The sequence below is a fragment of the Escherichia sp. MOD1-EC5950 genome, assembly GCF_002965345.1.
In the GTDB taxonomy this organism is placed as follows: Bacteria; Pseudomonadota; Gammaproteobacteria; order Enterobacterales; family Enterobacteriaceae; genus Escherichia; species Escherichia marmotae.
This window is the reverse complement of record NZ_PTSR01000024.1, coordinates 1-21697: the sequence shown is the minus strand read 5'-3', so window position 1 is coordinate 21697 and position 21697 is coordinate 1. Positions and strand designations below refer to the sequence as shown.

Here is a 21697-nt window from a genome sequence, read left to right as displayed (position 1 = left end):
ATCGCCGAATCGTTTCCTGTAGGCCGGGGCAGCCCACATGGATGTGGGCTGAGGGCGCGTTTTACAGGGATGTTACCTCGCGCCCGTACCCGATAGCCGAAAGGAATAAGATGAGGGGACCGCGCCAGCGGCGATTTACCGCCGGGAGCCCGGGTTGCCAGGGTGGTGGCGATTGAGCCACCCTGGCACGTTCACCGGCTTGAGCGTTCCAAAGTAGCGAGGAACATAAAGTGAACGGAACAGCCTTCAATGTCACATACTCTCCCGGTTGAATGAAACGCCTGATGCGACGCTTTACGCGTCTTATCAGGCCTACATGCCCTCACACCTCATACTCCAAATTATCTTCCTTATGCAGCGGAATAATCTGCACCTTCTGCACGCGATGGCTCTCCACCTGCAACGTTTTGAGCAAATAATCCCCTACCTGTACTTCTTCGCCAGGTTGTGGAATGCGCTGCAAATATTCCATCAGCAGCCCGGCAATGGTGTGATATTCACGCTTCTCGTCCAGCGGCAGCGGCACATATTGCACCAGATCTTCCAGCGGCATATGGCCATTCGCCGTCCAGGAGCCGTCGGCGTTTTTCTGAATATCATGACGGGCGTCGATCTCTTCCACTTCGTTCGGCAGGTTCCCGGCGATGGTTTCGGTGACGTCACTTAATGTCACAATCCCTTCCACTGAGCCAAACTCATCCACCACAAAAGCAAAGTGCGTGCGAGCGTTACGGAACTGCTCGAGGGCAGGTAACAATGGCAAGGTTTCCGGAAATACCAGCGGCTGGCGAATTAACACCCGCAGGTTGAGCGGTTCACCGCGCAGCGACTGTTGCAGCAGGTCGATAACGTGAACAACACCGAGCAAATCTTCGGCGTCGTCACCGTCGGTAACGACCAGACGCGTGTGCTGATTTCGCTCCAGTAACCGGCGGATCTCTTCTTCCGGGGCGTTGAGATCAATATGCTCAATATCGTGACGTGAGGTCATAATGCTGCTGACGGTACGCTGGTTCAGATTGAGTACCCGCTCGATCATCCGCCGCTCCTGCGGATTAAAGATTTGCTGATTATCATGATCCACCAGCATTGACGCGGTTTCGGCATCCAGTTCTGCATCTTCTTTTTGCCCGCTTAACAGGCGCATCACTGCTTCGGTTGTGCGCTGACGCAGCGTCTGGTTGGCGGAAAGAAAACGGCGTCGGTTAAAGATGGCTAACTGGTTGAGCGCCTCGATCATCACTGAGAAACCAATAGCAGCGTACAAATACCCCTTCGGAATGGCGAATCCGAAACCTTCCGCGACCAGGCTAAAGCCAATCATCAACAGGAAACTTAAGCACAGTATAACGATGGTTGGGTGGCTATTAACGAACTGAGTTAACGGCTTGCTGGCCATCAGCATCAGACTGATAGCGATAACGACGGCGGCCATCATTACCAGTAAATGATCGACCATCCCAACGGCGGTAATCACCGAGTCGAGAGAGAAGATGGCGTCCAGCACGACTATCTGCGTCACCACGCCCCAGAACTTCGCTCCTTTGCGTTGTGTGGGGTTATTGCTGTCTTTCCCTTCCAGCCGTTCGTTCAGCTCCATCGTAGCTTTGAACAGCAGGAAGAAACCACCGAACAGCATGATTAAGTCGCGGGCGCTAAAGGTAAACGAGCGGAAGCTAAACAGCGGTTGGGTCAGAGTGACCAGCCAGGAGATTGACGCCAGCAGTAACAGGCGCATTAACATTGCCAGCAGTAGTCCGGTAACTCGTGCGCGGTCGCGCTGCTTCGGCGGTAGTTTTTCTGCGAGGATGGCAATAAAGACCAGGTTATCAATACCGAGGACCAGTTCGATCACTATCAGCGTGATTAACCCGGCCCAGATAGACGGATCGGCAATCCATTCCATAGTAAGTGCAATACCTATTCGTTGTATGACAAATGTCACAATTCGATCATGGATAATGATGCGCCAAATTGCAATGCTCAGGCATGACTTATCAGATTTTTATTCACAATGAATCCGGTAATCAATCCCCTTTATTTTGTGTTGAAAATAACTCTCTTACCGCAAATATATTTAAGAAATATCGCATATGGAGGTGGTATATTAAATATTGTCAACATAAAGAAACTCCTAAAAGATACAAAAAATAGCCTTCATATAATTCTTAAAAATAGTCAATTACCGATTTGTTACCTTGCCTGCTATTCCTTTAGCTGTAACACTTCTTCCTGAATTATTGGAGAGCAAGTATTTAATTACCATAATGCTATCTTATAGTCGGGGAAATAATTTCCGGAATAATGCTTTCACATAGACTGTTGCAGGGTGAAAGGGTTAGAAAATTTGAACCAAATCAGTGTATTGGTAGCTAAAAAGCCAGGGGCGGTAGCGTGTCTGGATGCCTGAACGATGAGTCTGAATTATTCTGTCAATAGCCTGCGGATGAAATCAATTTTTTTAGGACTGATGCCAGTTAAATTTTTATTCAATTAACTGCAAGGTAAATGTGCATAGTGATATTGCGACGAATAATGCACAGGATAATGACTCTGCCAAAGTGATAAATAAACAATGATGAAATCCAAAATGAAATTGATGCCATTATTGGTGTCAGTAACCTTGATAAGCGGTTGCACAGTACTTCCGGGCAGCAATATGTCTACGATGGGTAAAGACGTCATCAAACAGCAGGACGCTGATTTCGATCTCGACAAAATGGTGAATGTTTATCCGCTTACCCCACGTCTGGTTGATCAATTACGCCCACGCCCCAACGTGGCGCGCCCTAATATGACGCTGGAAAGTGAGATTGCTAATTACCAGTATCGTGTTGGACCCGGCGATGTTCTTAACGTCACTGTCTGGGATCACCCTGAACTCACCACGCCTGCCGGTCAGTACCGCAGCTCCAGCGATGCCGGTAACTGGGTACAGCCTGACGGCACCATGTTCTATCCGTATATTGGCAAGGTTCACGTGGTGGGCAAAACTCTCGCTGAAATTCGCAGTGATATTACCCGCCGCTTAGCGACATACATCGCTGACCCGCAGGTGGACGTTAATATCGCCGCCTTCCGTTCGCAAAAAGCCTATATCTCCGGCCAGGTGAATAAATCCGGTCAGCAGGCCATTACCAACGTGCCGCTGACCATTCTCGATGCCATTAACGCCGCTGGTGGCCTGACCGACACCGCCGACTGGCGCAACGTCGTTCTGACACACAATGGCCGCGAAGAACGTATTTCTTTGCAGGCGCTGATGCAAAACGGCGATCTCAACCAGAACCGACTGCTTTATCCGGGCGATATTCTTTACGTGCCGCGTAATGACGATCTGAAAGTGTTCGTGATGGGCGAAGTGAAGAAACAGAGCACCCTGAAAATGGACTTTAGCGGCATGACCCTGACTGAAGCCCTGGGCAATGCCGAAGGTATTGATATGACCACCTCTAACGCCAGCGGCATCTTTGTCATTCGCCCGCTGAAAGGCGAGGGCGGGCGCGGCGGCAAGATTGCCAACATCTACCAGTTGGATATGTCCGATGCCACTTCGCTGGTGATGGCGACGGAATTCCGCCTCCAGCCTTACGACGTGGTGTATGTCACCACCGCCCCGGTTTCCCGCTGGAACCGCCTGATCAATCAGTTGCTGCCAACTATTAGCGGTGTCCGTTACATGACGGATACAGCCAGCGACATTCATAACTGGTAATCGTCATGTTTAACAACATCTTAGTTGTCTGCGTCGGCAATATTTGCCGCTCCCCGACGGCGGAGCGCTTACTGCAACGTTATCACCCTGAGCTGAAAGTGGAGTCCGCTGGGCTCGGTGCGTTGGTAGGTAAAGGCGCTGATCCTACCGCCATCAGCGTCGCCGCAGAACATCAACTGTCTCTGGAAGGTCACTGCGCCCGGCAAATCAGCCGCCGCCTGTGTCGCAACTACGACCTGATTTTGACCATGGAAAAGCGCCATATCGCCCGTTTATGCGAGATAGCGCCGGAGATGCGCGGCAAAGTGATGCTGTTTGGTCACTGGGATAACGAATGTGAAATCCCCGACCCCTATCGCAAAAGTCGGGAAACGTTTGCAGCGGTGTACACATTACTTGAACGGTCTGCCCGCCAGTGGGCGCAGGCATTGAACGCAGAGCAGGTATAAGAATGACAGAAAAAGTAAAACAACATGCCGCACCGGTAACGGGCAGTGATGAAATCGATATTGGTCGTCTGGTCGGCACCGTCATTGAAGCGCGCTGGTGGGTGCTTGGCATCACTGCCGTATTCGCCCTCTGTGCCGTGATTTACACCTTCTTCGCCACGCCGATTTACAGCGCCGATGCACTGGTTCAAATCGAACAAAGTGGCGGTAATTCGCTGGTGCAGGACATCGGTTCGGCGTTAGCCAACAAACCGCCAGCATCGGACGCCGAGATCCAGTTGATTCGATCGCGTCTGGTGCTCGGCAAAACGGTTGACGATCTCGACCTTGATATTGCGGTGAGCAAAAACACGTTCCCGATTTTCGGTGCGGGTTGGGATCGTCTGATGGGACGCCAGAACGAGACGGTGAAAGTGACCACCTTTAATCGTCCAAAAGAGATGGCGGATCAGGTATTTACGCTTAACGTTCTGGACAACAAAAACTACACCCTGATCAGTGATGGTGGCTTTAGCGCCCGTGGGCAAGCAGGCCAGATGCTGAAAAAAGAGGGCGTCGCGCTGATGGTCGAAGCCATTCACGCCAGTCCGGGCAGTGCGTTTACGGTTACGAAATACTCCACGCTCGGGATGATTAATCAACTGCAAAATAGCCTGACGGTAACGGAGAACGGCAAAGACGCTGGTGTACTTAGCCTGACTTATACCGGTGAAGATCGCGAACAGATCCGCGACATTCTTAACAGCATCGCCCGTAACTATCAGGAACAAAATATTGAACGTAAGTCGGCAGAAGCGTCGAAAAGCCTCGCCTTCCTCGCACAGCAGTTGCCGGAAGTGCGCAGCCGCCTTGATGTCGCTGAAAACAAACTGAATGCCTTCCGTCAGGATAAAGATTCCGTCGATTTACCGCTGGAAGCAAAAGCAGTGCTCGATTCGATGGTCAACATCGACGCACAGCTTAACGAACTGACCTTTAAAGAGGCGGAAATCTCCAAACTGTATACCAAAGTCCACCCGGCCTACCGTACCTTGCTGGAGAAACGTCAGGCACTGGAAGACGAAAAAGCCAAACTTAACGGCCGGGTGACGGCGATGCCGAAAACTCAGCAAGAGATTGTGCGCCTGACCCGCGATGTGGAATCTGGTCAACAGGTCTATATGCAACTGCTGAATAAAGAGCAGGAGCTGAAAATTACTGAAGCCAGTACCGTCGGTGATGTACGTATTGTTGACCCGGCAATCACCCAGCCTGGTGTACTGAAACCGAAGAAAGGGTTGATTATTCTTGGTGCGATTATCCTCGGCCTGATGCTCTCCATTGTTGGCGTGTTGCTGCGCTCACTGTTTAATCGCGGTATTGAAAGCCCGCAGGTGCTGGAAGAACATGGCATCAGCGTTTACGCCAGCATTCCACTGTCGGAATGGCAGAAAGCACGCGATAGTGTCAAAACGATTAAAGGTATTAAACGCTACAAACAGAGCCAGTTGTTGGCGGTGGGGAATCCAACCGATCTGGCGATTGAAGCCGTCCGCAGTCTGCGTACCAGCCTGCACTTCGCGATGATGCAGGCGCAAAATAATGTGCTGATGCTGACCGGGGTTAGCCCGTCAATTGGTAAAACCTTTGTCTGTGCCAACCTTGCCGCGGTGATCAGTCAGACCAATAAACGGGTGTTGTTGATCGACTGCGATATGCGCAAAGGCTATACCCACGAGTTACTCGGCACCAATAACGTCAATGGCCTGTCGGAGCTACTGATTGGCAAGGGTGATATTGCGGCCAGTGCCAAACCCACTTCGATTCCTAATTTTGACCTGATCCCGCGCGGTCAGGTGCCGCCAAATCCGTCTGAACTTCTGATGAGCGAACGCTTTGCCGAACTGGTGAGCTGGGCGAGTAAAAACTACGACCTGGTGTTGATTGATACGCCGCCGATTCTGGCGGTGACCGATGCGGCAATTGTCGGGCGTCATGTCGGAACCACCTTGATGGTGGCGCGTTATGCGGTCAACACCTTGAAAGAAGTGGAAACCAGCCTCAGCCGTTTTGAGCAAAACGGGATTACGGTGAAAGGGGTGATTCTGAACTCCATCTTCCGCCGCGCCAGTGCGTATCAGGATTATGGCTACTACGAATATGAATATAAGTCGGATGCAAAATAACGAGGTCGGTTTCCCGATACCTGCATTCGCACCGCCCCGTAGGCCGGATAAGGCGTTCACGCCGCATCCGGCAAGCAAACCAGCTCATAAGCCGGGAGAACAAACTATGAAAGAAAATCCGCTGATCTCAATCTATATGCCGACCTGGAACCGCCAACAACTGGCGATTCGGGCGATCAAATCGGTCCTGCGCCAGGACTACAGCAACTGGGAGATGATCATCGTTGATGATTGCTCTACGTCCTGGGAACAGTTGCAACAATACGTCACAGCCCTCAATGACCCACGCATCACCTACATTCACAACGATATTAACAACGGAGCCTGCGCGGTACGCAACCAGGCGATTATGCTGGCTCAAGGGGAATACATCACCGGGATCGATGACGATGACGAGTGGACACCCAACCGCCTGAGCGTCTTCTTCGCCCATAAACAGCAACTGGTCACTCACGCCTTTTTGTACGCTAACGACTACGTTTGCCAGGGCGAAGTCTATTCCCAACCGGCAAGCCTGCCGCTGTATCCTAAATCGCCGTATTCACGCCGCCTGTTCTACAAGCGCAACATCATCGGCAACCAGGTTTTTACCTGGGCGTGGCGTTTCAAAGAGTGCTTGTTCGATACCGAACTGAAAGCGGCACAGGATTACGACATCTTCCTGCGGATGGTGGTGGAGTATGGCGAACCGTGGAAAGTGGAAGAGGCGACGCAGATCCTGCATATCAATCACGGCGAAATGCAGATCACCTCGTCACCGAAAAAATTCTCCGGATACTTCCATTTTTACCGCAAGCACAAAGACAAATTCGACCGCGCCAGCAAAAAGTATCAACTGTTTACCCTCTATCAAATCCGCAATAAGCACATGACCTGGCGCACTTTGCTGACACTGTTGTCAGTGCGCAATGGTAAACGTCTGGCGGACGGGCTGCGGGGGCGCTAAGGATGCTGGAAGATCTGCGCGCCAATAGCTGGAGTCTCCGCCCGTGCTGCATGGTTCTCGCCTATCGCGTTGCCCATTTTTGCTCGGTGTGGCGCAAAAAGAACGTCCTCAACAATCTGTGGGCGGTTCCGCTGCTGGTGCTGTATCGCATTATCACTGAATGCTTTTTCGGTTATGAAATCCAGGCTGCCGCGACCATCGGACGTCGTTTTACCATCCATCACGGCTACGCGGTGGTGATCAATAAAAACGTGGTGGCGGGGGATGATTTCACCATTCGCCACGGCGTCACTATTGGCAATCGAGGAGCCGACAACATGGCGTGCCCCCAAATTGGCAACGGCGTCGAACTCGGTGCCAATGTCATTATTCTTGGCGATATCACCATTGGTCACAACGTGACTGTCGGCGCGGGCAGCGTGGTGCTCGATGCTGTCCCGGACAACGCGCTGGTGGTGGGAGAAAAAGCGCGAGTGAAGGTAATTAAATGAATATTTTGCAATTTAATGTGCGGCTGGCGGAGGGCGGGGCGGCAGGCGTGGCGTTAGATCTCCACCAGCGCGCACTGCAACAGGGGCTGGCGTCACATTTTGTCTACGGCTACGGCAAGGGCGGCAAAGAGAGTGTCAGCCATCAAAACTATCCGCAGGTGATTAAACACACCCCACGCCTGACGGCGATGGCGAATATCGCACTGTTTCCACTGTTTAACCGCGACGTGTTCGGCAATTTTAATGCGTTATATCGCACCATTACCCGCACGCAGGGGCCAGTGGTGCTGCATTTTCATGTCCTGCACAGTTACTGGTTGAATCTCAACAACGTGGTGAGATTTTGCGAAAAAGTGAAAAACCACAAGCCAGATGTCACTCTGCTCTGGACGCTGCACGACCACTGGAGTGTCACCGGACGCTGCGCCTTTACCGACGGTTGTGAAGGCTGGAAAACGGGCTGTCAGAAATGCCCGACTCTAAATAACTATCCGCCGGTGAAGGTTGATCGCGCGCACCAGCGAGTTACAGGCAAACGCCAGTTGTTCCGTGAGATGCTGGCGCTGGGCTGTCAGTTTATTTCCCCCAGCCAGCATGTGGCTGACGCTTTCAATAGTCTGTACGGGCCTGGGCGTTGCCGGATTATCAATAACGGGATTGACGTGGCAACCGAGGCAATTCTGGCGGAACTGCCACCGGTGCGCGAAACCCAGGGCAAGCCGAAAATCGCTGTGGTGGCGCATGACCTGCGTTATGACGGCAAAACTAACCAGCGACTGGTACGCGAAATGATGGCGCTGGGCGATAAAATCGAACTTCATACCTTCGGTAAGTTCTCGCCGTTTAGCGCAGGCAACGTGGTCAATCACGGTTTTGAAACCGACAAACGTAAGCTGATGAGCGCGCTTAATCAAATGGATGCGCTGGTATTTAGCTCTCGCGTCGATAACTACCCGCTGATTTTGTGTGAAGCGTTATCCATCGGTGTGCCGGTGATTGCCACTCACAGCGACGCGGCGTGGGAAGTGCTGCAAAAGTCTGGCGGTAAAACCGTCAGCGAAGAAGAAGTGCTGCAACTGGTGCAGTTAAGTAAACCAGAAATCGCGCAGGCGATATTTGGCACCACACTTACCGGGTTCAGCCAGCGCAGTCGCACCGCCTACAGTGGACAACAGATGCTGGAGGAGTATGTCAAGTTCTATCAGGATCTGTAGCTACCTGCTGTTGCCGCTGATTTACCTGCTGGTTAACGTCAAAATCGCCCAGCTTGGCGAAAGTTTTCCCATCACCATCGTCACCTTTTTGCCTGTCTTGTTGTTGCTGTTTTTAGAGCGCATCAGCGTTAAAAAATTGATGATAGCGTTAGGGATTGGTGCGGGACTCACGGCGTTTAACTACCTGTTTGGTCAGTCTTTGGATGCCAGCAAATACGTTACCTCGACGATGCTGTTTGTCTATATCGTGATCATTATTGGCATGGTGTGGAGCATTCGCTTTAAAACCATTTCGCCACACAACCACCGCAAGATATTACGCTTCTTTTATTTGGTGGTTGGGCTGGTGGTGGCGCTGGCGGCGGTGGAGATGGCGCAAATTATCCTTACTGGCGGCAGCAGTATTATGGAGTCGATTTCGAAATACCTGATTTACAGTAACAGCTATGTACTGAATTTCATTAAATTCGGTGGCAAGCGCACCACGGCACTTTATTTCGAACCAGCATTTTTCGCTCTGGCATTAATCTCAATTTGGCTCAGTATCAAACAGTTTGGTATCAAAACCCCTAAAACCGATGCTATGATTCTCGCAGGGATAATATTATCCGGATCGTTTTCAGGGGTTATGACCTTTATCCTGTTTTATTTGCTGGAGTGGGCATTTCAGTATCTGAATAAAGAGGCGATTAAGAAAAAATTACCGCTGGCATTGATTTCTTTGGCTGTATTCCTGGTTGGTGTGGTCATTGCGTTTCCTTATATTTCCACCCGTCTGGGAGATTTAGGTACGGAAGGATCGTCATCGTATTATCGTATTGTTGGTCCGCTGGTGATGGTCGGTTATTCTTTGACCCATATTGACGGTGTGGTCAGATTTGGCTCACTTTATGAATATGTCGCATCATTCGGAATATTTAACGGTGCGGATGTCGGAAAAACCATAGACAATGGTTTATATCTGCTGATTATTTATTTTTCCTGGTTCGCGGTGTTTTTATCGCTGTGGTACATGGGGAAAGTGATAAAAATGATGCTCAACGCTTTTGGTGATAACCGCAATTTTCGCGTGCAATTATATCTTTTTACTCCGGTGTCGCTGTTTTTTACCGGTTCAATATTTAGCCCGGAATATGCATTTTTAATCGTCTGTCCGTTTATTTTGCGAAAAGCGTTAAATATACACCCTAAATAATTCGAGTTGCAGGAAGTTGGTGACACAGCGAATCCCAGGAGCCTACACGAGTACGTGACTGGGGGGAGCGAGGAAAACCAACGCACATGCAGCTTGAAGTATGACGGGTATTACGAGGTAAGAACATGTTGCTTAGCATAATCACCGTCGCGTTTCGTAATCTCGAAGGGATAGTTAAAACACACGCCTCCCTGACGCATCTGGCGCAGGCGGAGGATATCAGCTTCGAATGGATTGTTGTCGATGGCGGTTCGAATGACGGCAGCCGTGAGTATCTGGAAAATCTCAATGGTGTTCATAACTTACGTTTTGTCAGTGAGCCAGATAACGGCATCTACGACGCCATGAACAAAGGCATTGCGATGGCGCAAAGCAAATTTGCTTTGTTTCTCAACTCGGGCGATATCTTTCACCCGAATGCCGCGAATTTTGTGCGTAAGTTAAAAACACAACAAGATAACGTGATGGTCACTGGCGATGCGCTGCTGGATTTTGGCGATGGCCATAAAATTAAACGTAGCGCCAAACCTGGCTGGTATATTTATCACAGTCTGCCCGCCAGTCATCAGGCGATATTTTTCCCGGTTTCTGGTCTGAAAAAATGGCGTTATGATCTGGAATATAAAGTTTCTTCCGATTACGCGCTGGCGGCCAAAATGTATAAGGCCGGTTACGCATTTAAAAAACTCAATGGACTGGTGTCTGAATTTTCCATGGGGGGCATTTCTACCACCAATAATATGGAATTGTGTGCAGACGCCAAAAAAGTACAACGACAAATATTACATGTGCCTGGCTTCTGGGCTGAATTATCCTGGCATTTACGCCAGCGTACTACCTCAAAGACGAAAGCCTTATATAACAAAAGCTGAATATAAGGGAAAACGATGCAGGATTTAAGTGGGTTCTCGGTGCCGAAAGGGTTCCGGGGCGGCAACGCGATTAAAGTGCAATTATGGTGGGCGGTACAGGCAACATTATTTGCCTGGTCACCGCAAGTATTGTATCGCTGGCGGGCATTTTTGTTACGTTTATTCGGCGCAAAAATAGGAAAAAACGTAGTTATTCGCCCGTCAGTAAAAATTACTTATCCGTGGAAATTAACTTTAGGTGATTACGCGTGGATCGGTGATGAGGTTAATTTATATACCCTTGGCGAAATTACCATTGGCGCTCATTCGGTAATTTCACAAAAAAGTTATTTGTGTACCGGCAGTCATGATCATGCAAGTGACTATTTCACTATTAACGCCTTGCCAATTGTGATTGGCGAGAAATGCTGGCTGGCGACGGATGTTTTTGTCGCGCCCGGCGTCACTATTGCCGACGGCACCGTCGTAGGTGCGCGAAGCAGTGTTTTTAAATCGCTTCCGGCAAATGTGGTTTGCCGGGGGAACCCCGCAGTGGTGATACGCAAACGCGTTGAAACTGAATAAATTCAAAAAATACAGAGGAATAAGACATGTCAAAAGTCGCTCTCATCACCGGCGTAACCGGACAAGATGGTTCTTACCTGGCAGAACTGCTGCTGGAGAAAGGTTACGAGGTGCATGGTATTAAGCGCCGCGCATCGTCATTCAATACCGAGCGCGTGGATCATATTTATCAGGATCCACACACCTGCAATCCGAAATTCCATCTGCATTATGGCGACCTGAGTGATACCTCCAACCTGACGCGCATTTTGCGTGAAGTACAGCCGGATGAAGTGTACAACCTGGGGGCGATGAGCCACGTTGCGGTTTCTTTTGAATCACCGGAATATACCGCAGACGTTGACGCGATGGGCACACTGCGTCTGTTGGAGGCGATCCGCTTCCTCGGTCTGGAAAAGAAAACCCGTTTCTATCAGGCTTCCACCTCTGAACTGTACGGTCTGGTGCAGGAAATTCCACAGAAAGAGACTACGCCGTTCTACCCGCGCTCTCCGTATGCGGTCGCCAAACTGTACGCCTACTGGATAACCGTCAACTACCGCGAATCCTATGGCATGTACGCCTGCAACGGCATTCTGTTTAATCATGAATCGCCGCGCCGTGGCGAAACCTTCGTCACCCGCAAAATTACCCGCGCAATCGCCAACATCGCTCAGGGGCTGGAGTCCTGCCTGTACCTCGGCAATATGGATTCCCTGCGTGACTGGGGTCATGCCAAAGATTACGTAAAAATGCAGTGGATGATGCTGCAACAGGAACAGCCAGAAGATTTCGTTATCGCGACCGGCGTTCAGTATTCCGTGCGCCAGTTTGTGGAAATGGCGGCGGCACAACTGGGTATCAAACTGCGCTTTGAAGGCACGGGCGTTGAAGAGAAGGGCATAGTGGTTTCCGTCACCGGGCATGACGCACCAGGCGTAAAACCGGGTGATGTAATTATCGCCGTTGACCCACGTTACTTCCGTCCGGCTGAAGTTGAAACGCTGCTCGGTGATCCGACCAAAGCGCACGAAAAACTGGGCTGGAAACCGGAAATCACCCTCAAAGAGATGGTCTCTGAAATGGTGGCTAACGACCTTGAGGCAGCGAAAAAACACTCTCTGCTGAAATCTCACGGCTACGACGTGGCGATCGCGCTGGAGTCTTAAGCATGAGTAAACAACGTATTTTTATCGCTGGCCATCGCGGGATGGTCGGTTCCGCCATCAAGCGCCAGCTCGAACAGCGCGGCGATGTGGAACTGGTATTGCTTACCCGCGACGAACTGAACCTGCTGGACAGCCGCGCGGTGGATGATTTCTTTGCCAGTGAGCGCATTGACCAGGTGTATCTGGCGGCGGCGAAAGTGGGCGGCATTGTTGCCAACAATACTTATCCGGCGGATTTCATCTACCAGAACATGATGATTGAGAGCAACATCATTCATGCCGCGCATCAGAACGACGTGAACAAACTGCTCTTTCTCGGTTCGTCCTGCATCTACCCAAAACTGGCAAAACAGCCGATGGCAGAAAGCGAGTTGTTACAGGGGACGCTGGAGCCGACCAATGAGCCCTACGCGATTGCCAAAATCGCCGGGATCAAACTGTGCGAATCATACAACCGCCAATATGGACGCGATTACCGCTCGGTCATGCCGACCAACCTGTACGGGCCACATGACAACTTCCACCCGAGTCACTCGCACGTGATCCCTGCATTGCTGCGCCGCTTCCACGAGGCGACAGCACAGAATGCGCCGGACGTGGTGGTGTGGGGCAGCGGCACACCGATGCGCGAATTTCTGCATGTCGATGATATGGCGGCGGCGAGCATTCATGTGATGGAGCTGGCGCACGAAGTCTGGTTGGAGAACACCCAGCCGATGCTGTCGCACATTAACGTTGGCACCGGCGTTGACTGCACCATCCGCGAGCTGGCGCAAACTATCGCTAAAGTGGTGGGCTACAAAGGTCGGGTAGTTTTCGACGCCAGCAAACCGGACGGCACGCCGCGCAAACTGTTGGATGTGACACGCCTGCATCAACTTGGCTGGTATCACGAAATCTCACTGGAGGCGGGGCTTGCCAGCACCTACCAGTGGTTTCTTGAGAATCAAGTGCGTTTTCGGGGGTAATGATGTTTTTACGTCAGGAAGACTTTGCCACAGTAGTGCGCTCGACCCCGCTTGTCTCTCTCGACTTTATTGTCGAGAACAGCCGCGGCGAGTTCCTGCTTGGCAAAAGAACCAACCGCCCGGCGCAGGGTTACTGGTTTGTGCCGGGAGGGCGCGTGCAGAAGGATGAAACGCTGGAAGCCGCATTTGAGCGGCTGACGCTGGCGGAACTGGGGCTGCGACTGCCGATGAAAGCAGGCCAGTTTTACGGCGTCTGGCAGCATTTTTATGACGATAACTTCTCCGGTACAGATTTCACCACCCACTATGTGGTGCTCGGTTTTCGCTTCAGGGTAGCGGAAGAAGAGCTGTTGCTGCCGGACGAACAGCATGACGATTACCGCTGGTTGACGGCGGACGCGCTGCTGGCCAGTGACGATGTTCATGCGAACAGCCGCGCCTATTTTCTCGCTGAGAAGCGTGCCGGAGTGCCTGGCTTATGAAAATTCTGGTCTACGGCATTAACTACTCGCCAGAGCTAACCGGCATCGGCAAATACACTGGCGAGATGGTGGAATGGCTGGCAGCACAAGGTCATGAAGTGCGGGTCATTACCGCGCCGCCTTACTATCCGCAGTGGCAGGTGGGCGAGAACTATTCCGCCTGGCGGTACAAACGGGAAGAGGGCACAGCCACGGTGTGGCGCTGCCCGCTGTATGTGCCAGAACAGCCCAGTACCCTGAAACGCCTTTTGCATCTTGGCAGTTTTGCCGTCAGCAGTTTCTTCCCGCTGATGGCGCAACGCCGCTGGAGGCCGGATCGCATTATCGGCGTGGTGCCAACGCTGTTTTGCACGCCGGGAATGCGCCTGCTGGCAAAACTCTCTGGCGCGCGTACCGTGCTGCATATTCAGGATTACGAAGTGGACGCCATGCTGGGGCTGGGTCTTGCCGGAAAAGGCAACGGCGGCAAAGTGGCCCACCTGGCAACAGCGTTCGAACGTAGCGGGCTGCACAACGTTGATAATGTCTCCACGATTTCACGCTCGATGATGAATAAAGCCATCGAAAAAGGCGTGGCGGCGGAAAAAGTCATCTTCTTCCCCAACTGGTCGGAAATCGCTCGTTTTCAGCACGTTGCACAGGCCGATGTCGACGCCCTTCGTAACCAGCTTGGTCTGCCGGATAACAAAAAAATCATTCTTTACTCCGGCAATATTGGCGAAAAGCAGGGGCTGGAAAACGTTATTGAAGCCGCCGATCGCCTGCGCGATGAACCGTTGATTTTTGCCATTGTCGGGCAGGGCGGCGGCAAAGCGCGGCTGGAAAAAATGGCGCAGCAGCGTGGGCTGCGCAACATGCAATTTTTCCCGCTGCAATCGTATAAAGCCTTGCCCGCACTGCTGAAGATGGGCGATTGCCATCTGGTAGTGCAAAAACGCGGCGCGGCAGATGCCGTATTGCCGTCGAAACTGACCAATATTCTGGCGGCAGGCGGTAACGCGGTGATTACCGCAGAAGCCCACACAGAACTGGGGCAGCTTTGCGCCACCTTTCCAGGTATTGCGGTTTGCGTAGAACCGGAATCGGTAGAGGCGCTGGTGGCGGGGATCCGCCAGGCGCTCCTGGTGCCCAGACACAACACGGTGGCACGTGAATATGCCGAACGCACGCTCGATAAAGAGAACGTGTTACGTCAATTTATAAATGATATTCGGGGATAATTATGGCGCAGTCGAAACTCTATCCTGTGGTGATGGCAGGTGGCTCCGGTAGCCGCTTATGGCCGCTTTCCCGCGTACTTTACCCCAAGCAGTTTTTATGCCTGAAAGGTGATCTCACCATGCTGCAAACCACCATCTGCCGCCTGAATGGCGTGGAGTGCGAAAGCCCGGTGGTGATTTGCAATGAACAACATCGTTTTATTGTCGCGGAGCAATTGCGTCAACTAAACAAACTCACCGAGAACATTATTCTCGAACCGGTAGGGCGCAACACCGCACCTGCCATTGCGCTGGCGGCACTGGCGACAAAACGCCATAGCCCCGAGAGCGACCCGTTAATGCTGGTGCTGGCGGCGGATCATGTGATTGCCGATGAGGACGCTTTTCGCAGCGCCGTGCGTAATGCCATGCCGTATGCCGAAGCGGGCAAGCTGGTGACCTTCGGCATTGTGCCGGATCTACCTGAAACCGGTTATGGCTATATTCGTCGCGGCGACGTTTCCCCCGGCGAGCAGGATATGGTGGCCTTTGAAGTGGCGCAGTTTGTCGAAAAACCGAATCTGGAAACCGCGCAGGGCTATGTGGCAAACGGTGATTATTACTGGAACAGCGGCATGTTCCTGTTCCGCGCCGGACGTTATCTCGAAGAACTGAAAAAATATCGTCCGGATATTCTCGACGCCTGTGAAAAAGCGATGAGCGCCATCGATCCGGATCTCGATTTTATTCGTGTGGATGAAGAAGCGTTTCTCGCCTGCCCGGAAGAGTCGGTGGATTACGCGGTCATGGAACGCACGGCAGATGCCGTTGTGGTGCCGATGGATGCGGGCTGGAGCGATGTCGGTTCCTGGTCCTCATTATGGGAGATCAGCGCACACACCGCCGAGGGCAATGTTTGCCACGGCGACGTGATTAATCACAAAACCGAAAACAGCTATGTGTATGCCGAATCTGGCCTGGTGACCACCGTTGGGGTGAAAGATCTGGTCGTGGTGCAGACCAAAGACGCGGTGTTGATTGCCGATCGGAACGCGGTGCAGGATGTGAAAAAAGTGGTCGAGCAGATCAAAGCTGATGGTCGTCATGAGCATCGGGTGCATCGCGAAGTGTACCGCCCGTGGGGCAAATATGACTCTATCGACGCAGGCGACCGCTACCAGGTGAAACGCATCACCGTGAAACCGGGCGAGGGGTTGTCGGTACAGATGCACCATCACCGGGCAGAACACTGGGTGGTGGTGGCGGGAACGGCAAAAGTCACCATTGACGGTGATATCAAACTGCTTGGTGAAAACGAGTCCATTTATATTCCGCTGGGGGCGACGCATTGCCTGGAAAATCCGGGGAAAATTCCGCTCGATTTAATTGAAGTGCGCTCCGGCTCTTATCTCGAAGAGGATGATGTGGTGCGTTTTTCGGATCGCTACGGACGGGTGTGAACGCCTTATCCGACCTGTGGTTCGGGTTTTGTAGGCCTGATAAGGCGCGGTAGCGTCGCATCAGGCAATGAATGCCGAATCGCGATGTAAATAACGACAAAAACAAAATTGGCCGCTTCGGTCAGGGCCAACTATTGCCTGAAAAAGGGTATCGACATGAAAAAATTAACCTGCTTTAAAGCCTACGATATTCGCGGAAAATTAGGCGAAGAACTGAATGAAGATATTGCCTGGCGTATTGGTCGCGCCTATGGCGAATTTCTTAAACCGAAAACTATTGTATTAGGTGGTGATGTCCGCCTCACCAGTGAAACCTTAAAACTGGCGCTGGCAAAAGGTTTACAGGACGCGGGCGTCGATGTGCTGGATATCGGCATGTCAGGCACCGAAGAGATCTATTTTGCCACGTTCCATCTCGGCGTAGATGGCGGTATCGAAGTCACCGCCAGCCATAATCCGATGGATTACAACGGCATGAAACTGGTGCGCGAAGGGGCTCGCCCGATCAGCGGCGATACCGGACTGCGCGACGTCCAGCGTCTGGCTGAAGCCAATGACTTCCCGCCTGTCGATGAAACAACACGTGGTCGCTATCAGCAAATCAACCTGCGTGACGCTTACGTTGATCACCTGTTCGGTTATATCAACCACAAAAACCTCACGCCGCTCAAGCTGGTGATCAACGCCGGTAACGGCGCTGCGGGGCCGGTGGTGGATGCTATCGAAGCCCGTCTGAAAGCACTCGACGCCCCCGTGGAATTAATCAAGGTGCACAACACGCCAGACGGCAATTTCCCCAACGGTATTCCTAATCCGCTGCTGCCGGAATGCCGTGACGATACGCGTAATGCGGTTATCAAACACGGTGCGGACATGGGTATTGCCTTTGATGGCGATTTCGACCGCTGCTTCCTGTTCGACGAAAAAGGGCAGTTTATCGAGGGCTACTACATCGTCGGCCTGCTGGCAGAAGCGTTCCTCGAAAAAAATCCTGGCGCGAAGATCATCCACGATCCGCGTCTCTCCTGGAACACTGTCGATGTGGTGACCGCTGCAGGCGGTACGTCGGTGATGTCGAAAACCGGACACGCCTTTATTAAAGAACGTATGCGCAAGGAAGACGCCATCTACGGTGGCGAAATGAGCGCCCATCACTATTTCCGTGATTTTGCTTATTGCGACAGCGGCATGATCCCGTGGCTGCTGGTAGCCGAACTGGTGTGCCTGAAAGGGAAAACACTGGGTGAACTGGTGCGTGACCGCATGACGGCATTTCCGGCAAGTGGGGAGATCAACAGCAAGCTGGCGCAACCCGCTGAGGCAATTAACCGCGTCGAACAGCACTTTAGCCGCGAGGCGCTGGCGGTGGATCGCACCGACGGTATCAGCATGACCTTTGCCGACTGGCGTTTCAATCTGCGCTCTTCCAACACCGAACCGGTGGTGCGGCTGAATGTGGAATCGCGCGGCGATGTGCCGCTGATGGAAGCGCGAACGCGCACTCTGCTGACGTTGCTGAACGAGTAATGTCTGTTTTTCCCTTACCCCATTGCGGGTAAGGGGCTAATAACAGGAACAACGATGACAAATCTAAAAAAGCGCGAGCGAGCGAAAACCAATGCATCGTTAATCTCTATGGTGCAACGCTTTTCAGATATCACCATCATGTTTGCCGGGCTATGGCTGGTTTGCGAAGTGAGCGGGCGGTCATTCTTCTACATGCATCTGTTGGTGGCGCTGATTACGCTGGTGGTGTTCCAGATGTTGGGCGGCATCACCGATTTTTATCGCTCATGGCGAGGTGTTCGGGCAGCGACAGAATTTGCCCTGCTGCTACAAAACTGGACCTTAAGCGTGATTTTCAGCGCCGGACTGGTGGCGTTCAACAATGATTTCGATACGCAACTGAAAATCTGGCTGGCGTGGTATGGGCTGACCAGCATCGGACTGGTGGTTTGCCGTTCGTGTATTCGCATTGGGGCGGGATGGTTGCGTAATCATGGCTATAACAAACGCATGGTCGCGGTGGCGGGGGACTTAGCCGCCGGACAAATGCTGATCGAGAGCTTCCGTAATCAGCCGTGGTTAGGGTTTGAAGTGGTGGGCGTATATCACGATCCGAAGCCGGGCGGCGTTTCTAATGACTGGGCAGGCAACCTGCAACAACTGGTTGAGGACGCTAAGGCGGGCAAGATTCATAACGTCTATATCGCCATGCAGATGTGCGACGGCGCGCGAGTGAAAAAGCTGGTACATGCGTTGGCAGACACCACCTGTTCGGTGCTGCTGATCCCCGATGTATTTACTTTCAACATTCTCCATTCACGTATCGAAGAGATGAACGGCGTACCGGTGGTACCGCTGTACGACACGCCGCTTTCTGGGGTTAACCGCCTGATCAAACGCGCTGAAGATATTGTGCTGGCTACCTTGATCTTACTGCTGATCTCCCCGGTGCTGTGCTGCATTGCCCTGGCAGTGAAACTGAGTTCCCCTGGGCCAATAATTTTCCGCCAGACCCGCTATGGCATGGATGGCAAGCCGATCAAAGTGTGGAAGTTTCGCTCTATGAAAGTGATGGAAAATGACAACGTCGTGACCCAGGCGACACAAAACGATCCGCGTGTGACCAGAGTGGGGAACTTTCTACGCCGAACCTCGCTGGATGAACTGCCGCAATTTATCAATGTGCTGACGGGAGGAATGTCGATTGTTGGTCCGCGCCCGCACGCGGTGGCGCATAACGAACAATATCGCCAGCTCATTGAAGGCTACATGCTGCGCCATAAAGTGAAACCAGGCATTACCGGTTGGGCGCAGATTAACGGCTGGCGCGGCGAGACCGACACGCTGGAGAAAATGGAAAAACGCGTCGAGTTTGACCTTGAGTATATCCGCGAATGGAGCGTCTGGTTCGATATCCGGATCGTTTTCCTGACGGTGTTCAAGGGCTTCGTTAACAAAGCGGCATATTGATATGAGCTTACGTGAAAAAACCATCAGTGGCGCGAAGTGGTCAGCGATTGCCACGGTGATCATCATCGGCCTGGGACTGGTACAGATGACCGTGTTGGCGCGGATTATCGATAACCATCAGTTCGGCCTGCTTACCGTGTCGCTGGTGATCATTACGCTGGCAGATACGCTTTCTGACTTCGGCATCGCCAACTCCATTATTCAGCGGAAAGAAATCAGTCACCTTGAACTCACCACACTGTACTGGCTGAACGTTGGGCTGGGGATCGTGGTGTGCGCGGCGGTGTTTTTGTTGAGTGACGCCATTGGTGGCGTGCTGAATAACCCGGATTTGGTGCCGTTGATTAAAACATTGTCGCTGGCGTTTGTGGTGATCCCCCACGGGCAACAGTTCCGCGCGTTGATGCAGAAGGAACTGGAGTTCAACAAGATCGGCATGATCGAAACCAGCGCCGTGCTGGCGGGCTTTACCTTTACGGTGGTTAGCGCTCATTTCTGGCCACTGGCGATGACCGCAATCCTTGGTTATCTGGTCAATAGTGCGGTGAGAACGCTGCTGTTTGGCTACTTTGGCCGTAAAATTTATCGTCCCGGCCTGCGTTTTTCGCTGGCGTCGGTGGCACCAAACTTACGCTTTGGTGCCTGGCTGACGGCAGACAGCATCATCAACTATCTCAATACCAACCTTTCAACGCTGGTGCTGGCACGTATTCTCGGCGCGGGCGTGGCGGGGGGCTACAACCTGGCGTACAACGTGGCTGTTGTACCGCCGATGAAGTTGAACCCGATAATCACCCGCGTGCTGTTTCCAGCGTTCGCCAAAATTCAGGACGACACCGAAAAGCTGCGCGTCAACTTCTACAAGCTGCTGTCGGTGGTGGGGATTATCAACTTTCCAGCGCTGTTGGGATTGATGGTGGTAGCCAATAATTTTGTGCCGCTGGTATTTGGTGAGAAATGGAACAGCATCATTCCGGTGCTGCAATTGCTGTGCGTGGTGGGGCTACTGCGTTCAGTGGGTAACCCGATTGGTTCGCTGCTGATGGCGAAAGCGCGGGTCGATATCAGCTTTAAATTCAATGTATTCAAAACATTTCTGTTTATTCCGGCGATTGTTATTGGTGGGCAGATGGCGGGCGCAATCGGCGTCACGCTGGGCTTCCTGCTGGTGCAGATTATCAACACTGTGCTGAGTTATTTCGTGATGATTAAACCGGTGCTCGGCTCCAGTTATCGGCAGTACATCCTGAGCTTGTGGCTACCGTTTTATCTCTCATTACCGACGCTGGTGATCAGTTATGTGCTGGGCGTGGTGCTGAAAGGGCAACTGGCACTGGGGACGCTGCTGGCGGTGCAAATTACCGCAGGCGCACTGGCGTTTGTGGTGATGATTGTGCTGTCGCGCCATCCGCTGGTGGTGGAAGTGAAGCGTCAGTTTTGTCGCAGCGAAAAAATGAAAATGCTTTTACGGGCGGGGTGAGTTGTTGTTTTCGGTTCCGGCAACGGTTGCCGGATGCGGCGTAAAACGCCTTATCCGGCCTACGGTTCAGTGCCCGGATTTTGTAGGCCTGATAATACGCGCCAGCGTCGCATCAGGCGTTGAATGCCGGATGCGGCGTAAAACGCCTTATCCGGCCTACGGTTCAGTGCCCGGATCTTGTAGGCCTGATAAGACGCGCCAGCGTCGCATCAGGCGTTGAATGCCGGATGCGGCGTAAAACGCCTTATCCGGCCTACGGTTCAGTGCTCGGATTTTGTAGGCCTGATAATACGCGTCAGCGTCGCATCAGGCGTTGAATGCCGGATGCGGCGTAAAACGCCTTATCCGGCCTACGGTTCAGTGCCCGGATCTT

The 21697-nt window shown here is 52.3% G+C and carries 18 protein-coding genes; 17 read left to right on the top strand and 1 reads right to left on the bottom strand.

All coding sequences use genetic code 11. The annotated features are described in order from the left end of the window. Nucleotides 1-322: 322 nt before the first annotated feature. Complete coding sequence (locus tag BEA93_RS19210) at nucleotides 323-1906, bottom strand: TerC family protein (protein WP_000454698.1); 1584 nt, start codon at nucleotides 1904-1906, stop codon at nucleotides 323-325. A 669-nt stretch (nucleotides 1907-2575) separates the two neighbouring features. On the opposite strand from BEA93_RS19210, the gene wza reads away from it, so the two are divergent. The 17 genes from wza to wzxC all read left to right on the top strand — a co-directional run bounded on the left by wza (nucleotide 2576) and on the right by wzxC (nucleotide 21324). Then, complete coding sequence (gene wza / locus BEA93_RS19200; RefSeq protein WP_000978108.1) at nucleotides 2576-3715, top strand: polysaccharide export protein Wza; 1140 nt, start codon at nucleotides 2576-2578, stop codon at nucleotides 3713-3715. A 5-nt stretch (nucleotides 3716-3720) separates the two neighbouring features. Further along, on the top strand, nucleotides 3721-4164 hold the full coding sequence (gene wzb, locus BEA93_RS19195; RefSeq protein ID WP_000482894.1) for a low molecular weight protein-tyrosine-phosphatase Wzb: 444 nt from the start codon (nucleotides 3721-3723) through the stop codon (nucleotides 4162-4164). A 2-nt stretch (nucleotides 4165-4166) separates the two neighbouring features. Then, the gene (gene wzc / locus BEA93_RS19190; protein WP_000137202.1) at nucleotides 4167-6329 is read left to right on the top strand and encodes a tyrosine-protein kinase Wzc; all 2163 of its coding nucleotides are present in this window, start codon (nucleotides 4167-4169) and stop codon (nucleotides 6327-6329) included. Between the two features lie 106 nt (nucleotides 6330-6435). Continuing rightward, complete coding sequence (gene wcaA / locus BEA93_RS19185; RefSeq protein ID WP_105224975.1) at nucleotides 6436-7275, top strand: colanic acid biosynthesis glycosyltransferase WcaA; 840 nt, start codon at nucleotides 6436-6438, stop codon at nucleotides 7273-7275. A 2-nt stretch (nucleotides 7276-7277) separates the two neighbouring features. After that, nucleotides 7278-7766 carry a colanic acid biosynthesis acetyltransferase WcaB gene (wcaB, locus tag BEA93_RS19180; RefSeq protein ID WP_000888754.1) on the top strand — a complete coding sequence of 163 codons (489 nt, stop codon included), beginning with the start codon at nucleotides 7278-7280 and terminating at the stop codon, nucleotides 7764-7766. Beyond that, nucleotides 7763-8980, top strand: a complete 1218-nt coding sequence (gene wcaC / locus BEA93_RS19175; protein WP_001023865.1) for a colanic acid biosynthesis glycosyltransferase WcaC — start codon at nucleotides 7763-7765, stop codon at nucleotides 8978-8980. The genes wcaB and wcaC overlap by 4 nt, the downstream gene beginning before the upstream one ends. Further along, a complete protein-coding gene (gene wcaD / locus BEA93_RS19170; protein WP_000099000.1) occupies nucleotides 8955-10175 on the top strand; it encodes a colanic acid polymerase WcaD in 1221 nt (406 codons plus the stop codon). The genes wcaC and wcaD overlap by 26 nt, the downstream gene beginning before the upstream one ends. A gap of 125 nt (nucleotides 10176-10300) precedes the next feature. Continuing rightward, nucleotides 10301-11047, top strand: coding sequence for a colanic acid biosynthesis glycosyltransferase WcaE (gene wcaE, locus BEA93_RS19165; protein ID WP_105224967.1), 747 nt, complete (start codon nucleotides 10301-10303; stop codon nucleotides 11045-11047). A 15-nt stretch (nucleotides 11048-11062) separates the two neighbouring features. Continuing rightward, on the top strand, nucleotides 11063-11611 hold the full coding sequence (gene wcaF / locus BEA93_RS19160) for a colanic acid biosynthesis acetyltransferase WcaF (RefSeq protein WP_001153571.1): 549 nt from the start codon (nucleotides 11063-11065) through the stop codon (nucleotides 11609-11611). A gap of 26 nt (nucleotides 11612-11637) precedes the next feature. Then, nucleotides 11638-12759 carry a GDP-mannose 4,6-dehydratase gene (gmd, locus tag BEA93_RS19155; RefSeq protein ID WP_000048206.1) on the top strand — a complete coding sequence of 374 codons (1122 nt, stop codon included), beginning with the start codon at nucleotides 11638-11640 and terminating at the stop codon, nucleotides 12757-12759. A gap of 2 nt (nucleotides 12760-12761) precedes the next feature. After that, the gene (gene fcl / locus BEA93_RS19150) at nucleotides 12762-13727 is read left to right on the top strand and encodes a GDP-L-fucose synthase (protein ID WP_105224966.1); all 966 of its coding nucleotides are present in this window, start codon (nucleotides 12762-12764) and stop codon (nucleotides 13725-13727) included. 2 nt (nucleotides 13728-13729) lie between these two features. Continuing rightward, on the top strand, nucleotides 13730-14209 hold the full coding sequence (gmm, locus tag BEA93_RS19145) for a GDP-mannose mannosyl hydrolase (RefSeq protein ID WP_000479830.1): 480 nt from the start codon (nucleotides 13730-13732) through the stop codon (nucleotides 14207-14209). Beyond that, on the top strand, nucleotides 14206-15429 hold the full coding sequence (wcaI, locus tag BEA93_RS19140) for a colanic acid biosynthesis fucosyltransferase WcaI (protein WP_105224965.1): 1224 nt from the start codon (nucleotides 14206-14208) through the stop codon (nucleotides 15427-15429). Before gmm ends, wcaI begins: the two co-directional genes overlap by 4 nt. Nucleotides 15430-15431: 2 nt before the next feature. Next, a complete protein-coding gene (cpsB, locus tag BEA93_RS19135; protein ID WP_000079312.1) occupies nucleotides 15432-16868 on the top strand; it encodes a mannose-1-phosphate guanyltransferase in 1437 nt (478 codons plus the stop codon). A gap of 156 nt (nucleotides 16869-17024) precedes the next feature. After that, nucleotides 17025-18395 carry a colanic acid biosynthesis phosphomannomutase CpsG gene (cpsG, locus tag BEA93_RS19130; protein WP_105224964.1) on the top strand — a complete coding sequence of 457 codons (1371 nt, stop codon included), beginning with the start codon at nucleotides 17025-17027 and terminating at the stop codon, nucleotides 18393-18395. Nucleotides 18396-18449: 54 nt separating this feature from the next. Continuing rightward, nucleotides 18450-19844, top strand: a complete 1395-nt coding sequence (gene wcaJ, locus BEA93_RS19125; protein ID WP_105224963.1) for an undecaprenyl-phosphate glucose phosphotransferase — start codon at nucleotides 18450-18452, stop codon at nucleotides 19842-19844. Nucleotide 19845: 1 nt separating this feature from the next. After that, entirely contained in the window at nucleotides 19846-21324 is a 1479-nt protein-coding gene (wzxC, locus tag BEA93_RS19120; RefSeq protein ID WP_105224962.1) for a colanic acid undecaprenyl disphosphate flippase WzxC, read from the top strand. The last annotated feature ends 373 nt before the right edge of the window (nucleotides 21325-21697 follow it).